This is a genomic window from Pseudomonas sp. C6002, assembly GCF_013385805.1.
Taxonomy (GTDB): Bacteria; Pseudomonadota; Gammaproteobacteria; order Pseudomonadales; family Pseudomonadaceae; genus Aquipseudomonas.
This window is the reverse complement of the sequence record NZ_JACAPH010000028.1, coordinates 16,509-29,326: the sequence shown is the minus strand read 5'-3', so window position 1 is coordinate 29,326 and position 12,818 is coordinate 16,509. Positions and strand designations below refer to the sequence as shown.

Here is a 12,818-nt window from a genome sequence, read left to right as displayed (position 1 = left end):
CCTGTTTGAACGAATAGGTACGTTTTTGTATCAAGGTGCTATGTTACTCACAGTCCATTGCGCAGTGTCTTGATCCCAGGCCTCTACGTCGCGGTTTTGAACCTTCCCGGCGTGCGCACAGCTCATGAATTCACTACCTCCTGTCCTTGTCGAACTACGTGCGGCGACCGCTGCGCTGCACCGACGCCTCGATACCCGTCTGCCGTTTTCCCGCATGGACCTGGCGTTGTACCGCGAGTTGATGAGCGCCTACTACGGCTTCTATCAACCGCTGGAGCGCGCCCTGGCGCCGTGGGGCGAGATCATCCCGGACCTGGAGTGGGGGCGGCGCAGCAAAACTCCGTACTTGCAGGCGGATTTGCGGGCGCTGGGCCTGGAAAACCTGCAGATCGATGCCTTGCCGATATGCCCCGAACTGCCCGCCATCACCAACGTGGCCCAGGCCTTGGGCGCCCTCTATGTGCTGGAAGGCGCCACCCTCGGCGGCCAGGTGTTGCGCGACCTGATCGAGATCAAGATTGGCGTGGGCTCCACCAATGGCGGCGCGTTCATGAATGTGTACGGGGCCGAGACCAGCGCCCTGTGGCAGCGCTTTATGGCGTGCCTTTACCCGCTGCGAACCGCGTACGAGCGCGTGGAGGCGGTGAAGGTCGCCGAGTCGACCTTCCTGTGTTTCGAGCAGTGGCTGGACCGCTGCGGGGTGCTGCGATGACCACGGTCGATACGCTGATCGACGATTGCGCCAGCGAGCCCATCCATATCCCCGGCTCGATCCAGCCTCACGGGTTGTTGTTGACGCTGAGCGAACCGGCGCTTGAGGTGCTGCAAGCCAGCAGCAACCTGAGCGTCGCGCTGGGCCTGGACGCGCAACGCCTGTCGGGCCAGGCGCTGGCCAGTGTGCTGGGCAGCGAAGCGGCAGTACAGGTGAGTCGTGCCCTGGCAGACCTGGACGCCTTTGAGGAGGACGTGCATCAACTGACGCTGGATGGCTACGCCTACGACATCCTGCTGCATCGTCATCAAGGCCTGCTGTTTCTCGAACTGGAGCGGAGCCTCACGCTTGAGCACAGCGCTGTGAAGCAGCTGTCCCGAACGCTGCGCCGCTTGCAGTCGGCCAAGACGCTCGACAGCTTGTACCAGATCAGCGTGACCGAGATTCGTAGCCTCACCGGTTATGACCGGGTCACCTTGTACCGCTTCGAGCAGGAAGGCCACGGCAAAGTGATTGGCGAGGCCCTCAGCGACGGCATGCAGCCGTACCTGGGATTATGTTTTCCCGCGTCGGACATCCCGCCCCAGGCCCGCGAGCTGTACCGGCTGAACTGGATCCGCGCGATTCCCGACGCCGAGTACCAGCCGGTGCCGATCCTGCCGGCCCTGCGCCCCGACAACGGCCAGCCCCTGGACCTCAGCTTCGCCGTGTTGCGCAGCGTGTCCCCGGTGCACTGCCATTATTTGAAGAACATGGGCGTGCGTTCCTCCATGAGCATTTCGCTGCTCAAGGACGACCAGCTCTGGGGCCTGATCACCTGTGGTCACCGTGAGCCGTTGCGCGTGCCCCATGAACTGCGCACGGCGTGCACCAGCATCGGCCAGTTGTTGTCGATGCAGATCACGTTGCTCCAGGAGCAGCAGGAGCGCCGCCAACAACGTGACAAGGCCGCCATGGTCGAAGAGTTGGTCGCCGCCATGACCGCGGACCAGTGCGATGTGATGGAAAGCCTGTTGCCCTATGCGCAAACGCTGCTGAACCTGACCGCCGCCGGTGGCCTGGCGATACGGGTGGAAGAGCGCCTGCATGTGTTCGGCGTTTGCCCTGCACGTGCTGAAATCCACGCCTTGTACCAGTGGGTGCGCGGACAGGGCAAAGGCGTGGTGCACAGCCATCAATTGTCGGTGGACTTTCCCCCGGCGGCGGCCTACCAGGCCCATGCCAGCGGCCTGTTGGCGTTCTGCCTGCCCAAGCCGGTGGACAACGCGGTGATGTGGTTTCGCCCGGAGGTCCAGTCCTCGGTGGAGTGGAGCGGCCAGCCGGTCAAACATCAGGAACCGGGCAGCACGACCTTGAGCCCGCGCCTGTCGTTTGAGTTGTGGAAGCAGCAGGTCGACGGCAAGGCGCTGTATTGGTCGCTGTCGGAGCTACAGGCGGTGGAGAGCCTGCGGCGCAATGCTCTGGAGCATGACCTGGCGCGCCAGGTGCAACGCGAACATGCTGCGGTGCGGGCGCGTGACGAGCTGGTGGCGGTGGTCTCCCATGACCTGCGCAGCCCGCTGACCATCCTGCTGATGCAATGCGGCATGATGCGCAGCATGGTGCCCGCCGAGGACAACAAGGCGAACCGGCGCCTCTCCACCGCGATTGAAACCATGCAAAACGCCACCGCCCGCATGAACACGCTGCTGGAAGACCTGATCGATATTTCGCGCATCGAGGCCGGGCGCTACAGCGTTTCGCTGCAACGGCTCGATGTGGCGGCAACCCTGGACCAGATCTGTTCGATGTGGCAACCGCTGGCGGCGGCCAAGGGTGTGGACCTGACTTGGCGCTCAGTGGACGGGCTGAGTGCCCAGGCCGACCCGGAGCGCTTGTTCCAGGTGTTTTCCAACTTACTGGGCAACGCCCTGAAATTCACCCCGGTGGGCGGAGTGATCGAGGTGATTGCCGAGGCGGCGGGGGACGAAGTGCTGTTTCGGGTATGCGACAACGGCATCGGCATCGACCCGGCGCAACTGCCGTATATCTTCGACCGCTACTGGACCTCACGCGAGGGCAACCCCACCGGTAGCGGGCTGGGGTTGTACATCTCCCACGGCATCGTCGAAGCCCACGGCGGCACCCTGTGGGCTGAAAGCGTGGTGGGGCAGGGCAGCGTGTTCAGCTTCAGGATTTCGGCTGGGGGCTGAGGCTCAGCAGCTCGAAGATCGCCTCAAGGGTTGCCTGGGGCGCCTCCTGGGGAATGTTGTGGCCCACGCCGGCCAACACCTCGCGCCGATAAAACCCGCTGAAATTTTCCAGGTCGTCATCTTCGACCGGAGCCGGACCTACGCCGTCATCAGCGCCGCACAACGAGATGCTCGGTACTGAAATCGGCGGTGGCTGCACCAGGGCCTGCTCGATGCTTTCCAGCGCCGGATCACCCGGCGCGTACATGAAGCGATGACGGTAGGAATGGACCACCACCTCGACAAAATCCGGGTTATCAAACGAGGGCGCTGTCTTGCCATACAGGCTCGGCCCTTCGGCCCAGGACGGCGACCAGAGCGCCCACAGCAACTGGCAGAACTCACGCCGGTTGGCGGTCAGTCCGTCGACACCCCGTTGGGTATGAAGGTAAAACTGATACCACAGCCGATGCTCTGTTTCCGGCGCCCGAGGCTTGGTCGACGCAGCGATATCCTGAATGTTGTAGCCATCGCCCGTCACCAGGCCGCGCACCCGTTCAGGCCAAAGCGCCGCAACGATACACGCCGCGCGTCCGCCCCAGTCATAGCCCACCAGCGTGGCTTTTTCGATGGACAGGGCATCCATGAAATCCAGCAAATCCTTGGCCAGCGCTGCTTGTTGGCCGGAGCGCATCACCTGTTCGTTGATAAAGCGCGTCGGGCCATAGCCGCGCAGGTATGGCACCAATACCCGGTAGCCACGTGCGGCGACCACCGGGGCGATCTCGTCATAGCCACGAGGGTCGTAGGGGAAGCCATGCAGCAGGATCACCACCTCACCGCCTTCCGGGCCATGGGTTTCGTAGGCGATATCGAGCATGGGCGTGCGGATTTGGAGGGTGGGCATGGAGGCTCCAAGGGTGGAGGGAAAGTGTTGGAACTGTAGACCAAGCGGGTTACCGAGTGTGGTTCGAAAGGCTGCAATTGCTTGACTTGTCTAGACCGGCCTGGCGCAAGCCGATGCAATTACCCCAAGGGTCGCGCACCTGGCACATCCACTCGCCGCCCTCGACTTCCATTGGCCCGCGATACAACGTGGCGCCTAACGTGACTGATGTTTCCGTCGGCGACCTGGCTGGCAGTGACGCCGAGTAATGCGTCGGCAGAGCGCCGATCAATACGAGCCTTGTGTCAACGATGGTGTTTGCCAAACAACCTGTGGCGAGGGAGCTTGCTCCCGTTGGGCTGCGCAGCAGCCCCAGGTTTTGTTGACTGTGTTCTTTGAGTTAGATGGCGTTGAGCTTCTTGGGGCCGCTTCGCGACCCAGCGGGAGCAAGCTCCCTCGCCACAGTGAGGGGCTGACTTAAATCTCTGCGTGGGTGATGACGTGTTTAAAGTGATGTCGCCACAAATCCGCGCCCAGTTTCCCCGAGCGATCCAGCGATGAACCCACAGTCAAATCGCTGATCAGCGTGGGCTGTAATCCGGCATCAAACAACGCAAACCCGGCCGCCAGCACACAGGTATCAGTCTGGATGCCACACACCAGCACTCGGTCCGGCGCGAGGCTTTTCAGGTGGCTGATGGTCTCGGGCGTGGGCGCATAGCCGTGTTTGATGAAGATATGGTCAGCGGCGATCAGGCTGTCGTCGTCGGGCGCCGGTTGCCAGCCGAGTTGGCGAGCGAAGGGGGTTATGTTTTCGTCGTGGCGCTCTACGGTGGCCACTGACGGCATGCGACCCAGCAAGGCGTTGATGCCGATTACCAGCCAGTCGGGCGGGGCGAAGGAGGGTTGTACATCGATGATCAGTAGGACTTGGCGCATTGGCATCCTGGTATAGATCGAAGGACCACGCATTGTGCACCGGGTACACCTCGTCTCCAAGTCTGGCGCGGTCATGTGGGAGCAGGCAAGCCAGCTCCCACAAGGTTACTCAATTGCCTTCAGATTGTGCTCGGGCTCAAGGCTGCCAAACCGTCTTCACCCCACTCAACTTCCGGTCCAGGAACGTTGCCGCGCTGATCAGCGCCAAATGGCTCAACGCCTGCGGCGTATTCCCCAAATGCCGTGCCTGGTTATCAAACTCTTCGGCATACAACCCCAGCGGGTTGGCATAGCGCAGCAACTGTTCAAACTCCAGATGCGCCTTCTCCACTTGCCCGGCCCGGGCCAGGCATTCCACGTACCAGAACGAGCACGCTGCAAACGCGCCCTCGGTGCCTTGTAGCCCATCAATCTGGCTGTCGTCGTTGCGATAGCGATAAACCATCCCATCGCGCACCAGGCTTTTCTGGATCGCCTCCAGTGTCGACAACCAGCGCGGGTCTGTCGCCGCAACGAAGCGCACCAGAGGCATCAACAGCATCGAGCCATCCAGCGCGGTGCTGCCGATATGCTGCACGAAGTGGCCGCGTTCTTCGTTCCAGAAGTTGCTCCAGATATCGGCATAAATCGCCTGGCGGGTCTGGTCCCAACGGGCAAACGGCGCCGGTAGCGAGCGCTTGGACGCCAGTCGAATCGCCCGGTCCAGGGCCACCCAGCACATCAGCCTTGAGTGCAGGAAGTGATGCTGCTCACCGCGCATTTCCCAGATGCCGACGTCTTTGTGGTTCCAGGTTTCGCAGACCTGGTCGGCTACTTCCACCGTGTGTTTCCAGCCCTCATGGGAGATGGCCTCACCGTATTTGTTGACCAGGTATACCGCGTCCATCAACTCGCCGTAGATATCCAGTTGCACCTGGTCGTACGCCTCGTTGCCGATGCGCACCGGTTGCGCGCCGCCGTGGCCGCTGAGGTGGCTCAGCTCGGTTTCCGGCAGTTCCTGGCGGCCGTCGATGCCGTACAGGATGTTGATTTTCATCGGCTGATCGCAGCAGTCACCCACCCGGCCTTTCAACCAGCGCATGTAGCCGTTGGCTTCCTCGATAAACCCCAGGCGCATGAACGCGTAGACGGTGAACGAGGCGTCGCGGATCCAGGTGTAGCGGTAGTCCCAGTTGCGCTCGCCGCCGGGTGTTTCCGGCAGGCCGAAGGTGGCGGCAGCGAGGATTGCACCGTGTTTGCGCGAGGTCAAAAGCTTCAAGGCCAGGGCCGAACGATTGACCATCTCGCGCCAGCGCCCACGGTAGTTGGATTGGGAAATCCAGCCGCGCCAGAACTTCAGGGTGCGCTCCAGGCACAGGTCGGTGCAGTCGTTTTTGACTCGGGCATCGTCCAGCCCGCCGAGGACAAACTCGGCGCCTTCTTCCTGGTCGAGTTCAAAGGATGCTACGGCAGCGTCGCCATCCAACTGCAGGGTGTGGCTGCTGGTCAGGCGCAGGCCGGGTTGGTCTGCGGCCTCAAACAACACGTCGCCGTCATCTTGAGTGGCCCGGGTCTGGGCGCGGGCGTAGTCATGACGCACTGCGCAGCGCATATGGATGCTCGCTTTGCCGCTGACCACCCGCACCCGGCGAATCAGGATCGGCAGGTCGTCGACTTCTTCACTGACGGTCAAGAAGTCGGTAATTTCCACCACCGCATCATTACTCAACCAGCGGGTTTGCAGCACGTTGGTGTCCGGCAGGTAAATCTGCTCGCGGCGGGCGTCGGGCAGGTCCGGCGTGAGCTGGAAGATCCCGGCGGCGGGGGAGTCCAGCAATGAGCAAAAGATGGACGGGCTGTCGAACTCCGGCCAGCAGAAAAAATCGATGCTGCCCTTGTCATTCACCAGGGCCGCGCTGCGCATGTCGCCGATGATGCCGTGGGCATCAATGGCACTTTGTGGTTCGTTTTTCAGATCAACCATTGCCACGAAACTCCGGATAAAGGCTCATGCCGCCATCAATGAACAAGGTGCTGCCCACCACGTAGTCGGAGGCATCACTGGCCAGCCACACCACCGCATTGGCGACATCTTCGACGTCACCCACGCGGCCATAGGGAATTAACTTGAGAAGCTCCACCTCGGCCGCGCCTTCGGTGGCGGCGCGGTTGATGGCCGTGCGAATCGCCCCCGGCGCAACGCCGTTGATGCGGATGCGCTGCTGGCTGACTTCCTGCGCCAGGGTGCGCATCAGCATTTCCACGCCGCCCTTGGACGCGGCGTAGTTCACGTGCCCGGCCCAGGGAATCACCTGGTGCACCGAACTCATATGGATAATCTTCCCGGCGGCCCGGGAAACACCTTCGCGGATGCCCTGGCGGTTGAAGATGCGCAACGCGGCGCGGGCGCAGAGGAACTGGCCGGTGAGGTTGACGCCGATCACGGTGTTCCAGTCGTCGAGGGTCATGTCGACGGCAGCGGCGTCTTTCTGCATGCCCGAGTTGGCCACCAGGATGTCCAGGTGCCCGAAGGCATCAAGGGTCTGGGCAAACAGGCGCTCCACATCGGCCTCTTGCGACACGTCGGCGCCAATCGCAATGGCCCGGCCGCCGTTGGCGTTGATCTGCGCCGCCAGTGTTTCAGCCGGCGCCGCCTGGGCGTTGTAGTTCAGTACCACGGCGGCTCCGGCCTCGGCCAGGGCCTTGGCGGCCCCCGCGCCGATTCCGGAACTGGCGCCAGTCACCAGCGCCACTTGTTGCTCCAACGAAATGCGCATTGCCCACCCAACCTTTTTCAGAGTGCCCAACTAGCTGACTGACGGGGCGGCCCACAAGTTCACCGGCTGTCTGGAATGCGACGATGGCTGTCTATATCTATCGTTTTTGCCACAGGACTTTTCGCTAGAATCGACGCTTGATTGATGCGAGACCTCAGCCGATGAACTGCCCACCCCGCCCGTGGCTTGAAGCCTACGCCGACAACTACCGCAACGATGACGTGGTGCATCCCCATTGCCACGCCCAGGCGCAATTGATCCACGGCGTGTCCGGGGTGATGGTGGTCAGCACCGCCCAGGGCAGTTGGCTGGTGCCGTCCGGGCATGCGCTGTGGGTGCCGGCCGGAACCCCGCACGAGATCCGTATGGCCGGCGAAGTGCATATGCGCACGCTGTTCCTCATGCCCGAGGCCGAGCCGGGGCTGGGGCGCACCTGCCAGGTGATTGAAGTGTCGGCATTGCTGCGGGAGCTGATCGTCGCCGCCACGCAGATTGCCGGGCACCACAGCCCGCGTCTGCAGGCCATGATCGAGTTGATCCGCATGGAACTGCTCGCCGCGCCGGTGGTGGCGATGCACGTGCCGGTGCCCGGCGAAGCACGGCTGGCCAGGCTGTGCACGCATTTCATCCGCAACCCTTCTGACGACAGCAGCCTGGAATCCTGGGCCGACAGCCTGAACATGAGCGCCCGCACCCTGAGCCGGGTGTTCCAGCGGGAGTTGGGCATGAGTTTCGGTGAATGGCGCAAGCGTGCGCGGTTGGCCCTGAGCTTGAAGTTGCTGGCCCAGGGCGTGTCGATCCTGGAGGTGGCGCTGGAGCATGGTTACCAGAGCCCGAGTGCGTTCAGTGCGATGTTTCGCAAGTCGCTGGGTTATCCGCCAAGTCATTTTCGGCCCGGAGTTTAGTGTTGCGTCAGGTAACGCTATTGTCTGTTTAGCGACGATACATGGCCCTGACGCGGGCGAATCGGACAGGCCATCTGCCTAATCTGCAAGGCTCCTTCTTGAGCGAGCCTTGTGATGCACAGCCCTTCTTTTCACCCATGGATGCCCATCGCCCTGTTGAGTGTGCTGGCCGGGTGCACTGGTGTGCCCGGTCAACCGTCGACCGTCACGGCGCAGCCTGCACCGCGGCTCTCCGCCGAGTCGGCCGAGGCGTTGCCCGCCCGTTGGTGGCAGCTGTACCGCGACCCGCAACTGGACGCCCTGGTGGCGCGGGCCCTGCACCAGAACAAAGACCTCGAAGCCGCCGCCGCCCATGTCGATGCGTTGCTGGCGCAGCTGGAACAGGCAGACGGCGAGCGCCTGCCGTCGACTTCCCTGGACTATGGCCTGGCCTACGGTCGCAGCCGCGATGACCAGACGCTGGCCCAGGCGACTAACCGTCATGCCGGTGCCGAATGGAGCCACACCCCTGAGTTTTCCCTGAGCTACACCCTCGATTTGTGGGGCGAGGTGCGTTATCGCATCGCTGCGGCACGGGCGGATGCCCAGGTGGCGCGGGCGCTGGAGGATGAGCTGCGGGTGACGGTGGCCGCGCAGACGGCCCGCGCCTATGCCCAGGCCTGCGTCTATGGTGTGCGCGAACAGGTGCAGGCGCACTCGGTGCAGTTGTTGGAGCAGAGCGTCGCGGTCACGCAGAAGCTGCAAAAGGCCGGCGCGGCCACGCAACTCGACCTGGCGCGCCTGCAAGGGTTGCTGGAAGAAACCCGGGCACCGTTGCCGATGTTCACGGCCCGGCGCAGCAGCGCGCTGTATGAGTTGGCCGTGCTCAGCGGGTTGCCGCCGGAGCAGGTCACGCCACGCAGCTGTACCCAGGCCCCGCAGTTGCAGGCGCCTTTGCCGGTGGGCGAGGGTTGGGCACTGGTGCAACGGCGGCCGGACATCCGCCGCGCCGAAGGGCAATTGCGCGCAGCCACCTTGACGGTGGGCCTGTCCCGCGCCGAGCTTTACCCGCGGATCACCTTCGGCGCGATGCTCGGTTCGTCCGCCAGCAGCCTGGGCAAACTCGGGGACCGCTACGCCACGGTGTATTCCGTCGGGCCGCTGGTGTCCTGGCGCTTTCCCAACCGGCAGGTCGCCCAGGCGCGGGTCAGGCAGAGCCAGGCCGAAGCGCGCCAGGCCCTGGCACGGTTTGACGGTACGGTGCTCAACGCACTGAAGCAGGTGGAGCAGGCCATGGCCCTGTACCAGGGCGAACAGCAGCGTGGGCAGGCCCTGGCCGCCGCCCTGGACAACAACCGCCGCGCCTTCGACCTGGCCTCCCGCGGCTACCATTCCGGCGCGCTGGATGCCCTGCAACTGCTGGACAGCGAACGCAGCCTGGTGGGCCTTGAAGCCCGCGTGGCCGAGTCCGACCTGCGCTTGATCAACCGCCAGATCGACCTGTTCCAGGCCCTCGGTGGCGGCTGGCAGCGTGACGATCCAACCGCCCCCTTATCTGTCGCTGTCAATGGAGCCAAACCATGAACCAGGCTGTTGAACCCATTCGCCTGACCGTTATGCAACGCCATCGTCGCGCCCTGGTGACCACTGCATCGCTCGCTACGTTGCTGGGGCTGGCAGCCTTTGCCGGGTATTGGTGGCAGTGGGGGCGTTTTCTGGAAGAAACCGATGATGCCTATGTACGCGCCGATTGGGTCGCCATCAGCCCACGGATTGCCGGGTATGTGGCCCAGGTACTGGTGGAAGACAACCAGCCGGTCAAGGCCGGCGATGTACTGGTGCGTATCGACGACCGGGATTTCACCGAGCGTCTGAACAGCGCCCAGGCGCAACTGCAACAGGCGCAAGCAGCAGCGAGCGCACAGCAGGCATCGGTGCAAACCCTCGACGCGCAAATGGGCGAGCAACAGCAACGCATCGCCCAGGCCCGGGCGGAACTGAGCAGTGGCGAGGCCGAAGCCCGGCGCGCGCGGCTCGATTACCAGCGTTATCGTGAACTGGTCGCGCAACAGGTGGCCAGCGCCCAGCACCTGGAAACCGTCAGCGCCAGCCAGGCCAAGGCCCAGGCGGCCCTGGCCCAGGCCAGCGCCCAAGTCGCGCGGCAGCAGGCGCAGTTGCAGGTCTTGCAGGCACGCCGGCAACAGGTGCAGGCGCAAATCGTCGAGCATCAGGCACGCATCGGCGAGGCCCAGGCCAACCTCGCGCTGGCCCGCAATGCGTTGAAGGACACCGAGATCCGCGCGCCTTTTGACGGCGTGGTGGGCCAGCGCAAGGTCCGGCGCCAGCAATACGTGATGCCCGGCCTGCCGCTGTTGGCTGTGGTGCCGGTGGAGCAGGCCTATGTGATTGCCAACTACAAGGAAACCCAGTTGCAGCACATGGCGCCGGGGCAGTCGGTGGAAATCGCGGTGGACAGTTTTGCCGGCGCACATTGGCACGGCAAAGTGGAAAGCATCGCCCCCGGCTCCGGTGCGGTGTTCGCGCTGTTGCCGCCGGACAACGCCACCGGCAACTTCACCAAGATCGTCCAGCGGTTTCCGGTAAAGATTCGCCTGGAACCCGGTGAGTCGCGGGTACTGCCGGGCATGTCGGTGATTGCCACGGTTGACACCCGCCCTGCCGCCAGCCAGGAGCACGTCCATGGAGGCTGAAGGGCGTGTGCCGTTTCGCGCCTGGGTCGCGGTGATCGGCGGGCTGTTCGGCTGCTTCATGGCCGGGATGAACGTGCACGTCACCAGCGCCGCACTGCCGGAAATCGAAGGTGCACTGGGCGCGACGTTTGAGGAGGGTTCGTGGATTTCCACCGCTTACCTGGTGGCGGAGATCATCATGATTCCCCTCACCGCGTGGCTGGTGCAGGTGTTTTCCCTGCGCCGGGTGATGCTGTGGGGCTCGGGGATATTCCTGGTGGCCTCGGTGGCGTGTTCGCTGTCGCCCAACCTGCAAGTGATGATCCTGATCCGGGTGGTGCAGGGCGCGGCCGGGGCGGTGCTGATTCCCTTGTCATTCCAACTGATCATCACCGAGCTGCCGCCCAGCAAGATCCCGCTGGGCATGGCCTTGTTCAGCCTGGCCAACAGTGTGGCCCAGGCCGCCGGGCCGTCGATTGGCGGCTGGCTGACCGATGCCTATTCCTGGCGCTGGATCTTCTACCTGCAACTGTTCCCGGGGATCGCGTTGCTGGCGGCGGTGGCCTGGTCCATTGACCGCCAGCCGATGCAGCTGGGCCTGCTGCGCCAGGGCGACTGGCTGGGTATCGGCTGCATGGTGCTGGGCCTGGGTGCGTTGCAGATCGTGCTGGAGGAGGGCGGGCGCAAGGACTGGTTCGGCTCGCCCTTTATCGTGTGGATGACACTGCTGGCGGTGGTGGGCCTGATCGGCTTCGTTGCCCGGCAATTATGGGGCGCGCACGCCTTTATCAACCTGCGACTATTGGGCCACTACAACTTTGGGGTGGCCAGCGTGGCGATGTTTATCTTCGGCGCCAGTACCTATGGCCTGGTGTTCCTGGTGCCCAACTACCTGTCGCAATTGCAGCACTACAACGCCAGCGAAATTGGCGTGAGCCTGATCGCGTATGGTCTGGTGCAACTGATCATGGCGCCGTTTTTGCCGCGCCTGATGAAGTGGGTCAGCGCCAAAATGCTGGTGGCCTCGGGGTTCGCGATCATGGCTTTGGGCTGCTGGATGGGTGCGCACTTGTCGGCGGACAGCGCCAGCAATGTGATCGTGCCCTCGATCGTGGTGCGCGGCATGGGCCAGCCGCTGATCATGGTGGCGTTGTCGGTGCTTGCGGTGCATGGGCTGGCCAAGGCGCAGGCGGGGTCGGCGTCGGCGGTGTTCTCGATGCTGCGCAACCTGGGGGGCGCGGTTGGCACGGCGCTGCTGGCGCAATTGGTGGTGGTGCGCGAGCGGGTGCATTCGGCGCGTATTGGCGAGTCGGTGACGCTGTTTGACCCGACCTTGCAACAGCAGCTTCCCGGTGGCGGGGTGCTGCAGGATCAATTGCCGGAACATCAGGTGGTGCTGAACCTGCTGGACCAGAGTGTTCGTCATCAGGCGTTTTTGATGGCTTACAGTGATGCGTTCTTTCTGGCGTGCGTGGCGTTGGCGGCGTGTGGGGTGGCGGCGTTGATGTTGCGGCGTATCTAGGGGCAGTGCTGTGGGTGACTTTCCGGCGTTCGGCCAGCGTGGTTTAACGGGACGCTTAAGGTCAAGAACACAGCGGCCTCCCGGCCGGCTTGAGTGGGGCACGGTCAAAAATGTGGGAGCGGGCTTGCTCGCGAAGGACGTTAACGATGACGTTGGCGTCCTGAATGAACGCGGCGGCCTCCCGTTTTTCGCCGGCAAGCCGGCTCCTACAGAAAAGCAGCGCTGCTTTTGATCTTGATCTGACTGTCTCATTCAGCC

The 12,818-nt window shown here is 63.5% G+C and carries 11 protein-coding genes; 7 read left to right on the top strand and 4 right to left on the bottom strand.

Annotated features, from left to right (window positions below; all coding sequences use genetic code 11):
* The first annotated feature begins 124 nt into the window (after positions 1-124).
* Together HX817_RS18485 and HX817_RS18480 are read left to right on the top strand one after the other, a co-directional pair.
* Complete coding sequence (locus HX817_RS18485; protein ID WP_043225183.1) at positions 125-712, top strand: biliverdin-producing heme oxygenase; 588 nt, start codon at positions 125-127, stop codon at positions 710-712.
* Complete coding sequence (locus HX817_RS18480; protein WP_177040812.1) at positions 709-2,904, top strand: ATP-binding protein; 2,196 nt, start codon at positions 709-711, stop codon at positions 2,902-2,904. Before HX817_RS18485 ends, HX817_RS18480 begins: the two co-directional genes overlap by 4 nt.
* On the opposite strand, the gene HX817_RS18475 is transcribed toward HX817_RS18480, so the two are convergent.
* Positions 2,882-3,790: an alpha/beta fold hydrolase gene (locus HX817_RS18475; RefSeq protein ID WP_177040810.1), complete on the bottom strand. Its 909-nt coding sequence runs from the start codon at positions 3,788-3,790 to the stop codon at positions 2,882-2,884. The genes HX817_RS18480 and HX817_RS18475 overlap by 23 nt on opposite strands.
* Positions 3,791-3,903: 113 nt before the next feature.
* On the opposite strand from HX817_RS18475, the gene HX817_RS31405 reads away from it, so the two are divergent.
* Positions 3,904-4,038 carry a hypothetical protein gene (locus HX817_RS31405; RefSeq protein ID WP_256347623.1) on the top strand — a complete coding sequence of 45 codons (135 nt, stop codon included), beginning with the start codon at positions 3,904-3,906 and terminating at the stop codon, positions 4,036-4,038.
* Between the two features lie 208 nt (positions 4,039-4,246).
* Here the strand turns inward: HX817_RS31405 and HX817_RS18470 are convergent, their stop codons facing one another.
* From HX817_RS18470 to HX817_RS18460, 3 genes are all read right to left on the bottom strand, one after another.
* Positions 4,247-4,708, bottom strand: coding sequence for a cysteine hydrolase family protein (locus HX817_RS18470; protein WP_008434533.1), 462 nt, complete (start codon positions 4,706-4,708; stop codon positions 4,247-4,249).
* A 136-nt stretch (positions 4,709-4,844) separates the two neighbouring features.
* The gene (locus tag HX817_RS18465) at positions 4,845-6,671 is read right to left on the bottom strand and encodes a glycoside hydrolase family 15 protein (protein ID WP_177040808.1); all 1,827 of its coding nucleotides are present in this window, start codon (positions 6,669-6,671) and stop codon (positions 4,845-4,847) included.
* Complete coding sequence (locus HX817_RS18460; protein WP_177040805.1) at positions 6,664-7,464, bottom strand: SDR family oxidoreductase; 801 nt, start codon at positions 7,462-7,464, stop codon at positions 6,664-6,666. The genes HX817_RS18465 and HX817_RS18460 overlap by 8 nt, the downstream gene beginning before the upstream one ends.
* 161 nt (positions 7,465-7,625) lie before the next feature.
* Here HX817_RS18460 and HX817_RS18455 point away from each other — a divergent pair, with 161 nt between their 5' ends.
* From HX817_RS18455 to HX817_RS18440, 4 genes are all read left to right on the top strand, one after another.
* The gene (locus HX817_RS18455; RefSeq protein WP_102605376.1) at positions 7,626-8,369 is read left to right on the top strand and encodes a helix-turn-helix domain-containing protein; all 744 of its coding nucleotides are present in this window, start codon (positions 7,626-7,628) and stop codon (positions 8,367-8,369) included.
* Between the two features lie 114 nt (positions 8,370-8,483).
* Positions 8,484-9,932: an efflux transporter outer membrane subunit gene (locus tag HX817_RS18450; RefSeq protein WP_177036745.1), complete on the top strand. Its 1,449-nt coding sequence runs from the start codon at positions 8,484-8,486 to the stop codon at positions 9,930-9,932.
* Positions 9,929-11,059 (top strand): HlyD family secretion protein, encoded by a 1,131-nt coding sequence (locus tag HX817_RS18445; protein ID WP_087695350.1) that lies wholly within the window; start codon positions 9,929-9,931, stop codon positions 11,057-11,059. Before HX817_RS18450 ends, HX817_RS18445 begins: the two co-directional genes overlap by 4 nt.
* Positions 11,049-12,560 carry an MDR family MFS transporter gene (locus tag HX817_RS18440; protein WP_177029340.1) on the top strand — a complete coding sequence of 504 codons (1,512 nt, stop codon included), beginning with the start codon at positions 11,049-11,051 and terminating at the stop codon, positions 12,558-12,560. The genes HX817_RS18445 and HX817_RS18440 overlap by 11 nt, the downstream gene beginning before the upstream one ends.
* The last annotated feature ends 258 nt before the right edge of the window (positions 12,561-12,818 follow it).

Bases quoted from the DNA above. Each gene is read 5' to 3' on its own strand.
- HX817_RS18485 (WP_043225183.1), top strand. From the start codon at position 125: ATGAATTCACTACCTCCTGTCCTTGTCGAACTACGTGCGGCGACCGCT.
- HX817_RS18480 (WP_177040812.1), top strand. From the start codon at position 709: ATGACCACGGTCGATACGCTGATCGACGATTGCGCCAGCGAGCCCATC.
- HX817_RS18475 (WP_177040810.1), bottom strand. From the start codon at position 3,790: ATGCCCACCCTCCAAATCCGCACGCCCATGCTCGATATCGCCTACGAA.
- HX817_RS31405 (WP_256347623.1), top strand. From the start codon at position 3,904: ATGCAATTACCCCAAGGGTCGCGCACCTGGCACATCCACTCGCCGCCC.
- HX817_RS18470 (WP_008434533.1), bottom strand. From the start codon at position 4,708: ATGCGCCAAGTCCTACTGATCATCGATGTACAACCCTCCTTCGCCCCG.
- HX817_RS18465 (WP_177040808.1), bottom strand. From the start codon at position 6,671: ATGGTTGATCTGAAAAACGAACCACAAAGTGCCATTGATGCCCACGGC.
- HX817_RS18460 (WP_177040805.1), bottom strand. From the start codon at position 7,464: ATGCGCATTTCGTTGGAGCAACAAGTGGCGCTGGTGACTGGCGCCAGT.
- HX817_RS18455 (WP_102605376.1), top strand. From the start codon at position 7,626: ATGAACTGCCCACCCCGCCCGTGGCTTGAAGCCTACGCCGACAACTAC.
- HX817_RS18450 (WP_177036745.1), top strand. From the start codon at position 8,484: ATGCACAGCCCTTCTTTTCACCCATGGATGCCCATCGCCCTGTTGAGT.
- HX817_RS18445 (WP_087695350.1), top strand. From the start codon at position 9,929: ATGAACCAGGCTGTTGAACCCATTCGCCTGACCGTTATGCAACGCCAT.
- HX817_RS18440 (WP_177029340.1), top strand. From the start codon at position 11,049: ATGGAGGCTGAAGGGCGTGTGCCGTTTCGCGCCTGGGTCGCGGTGATC.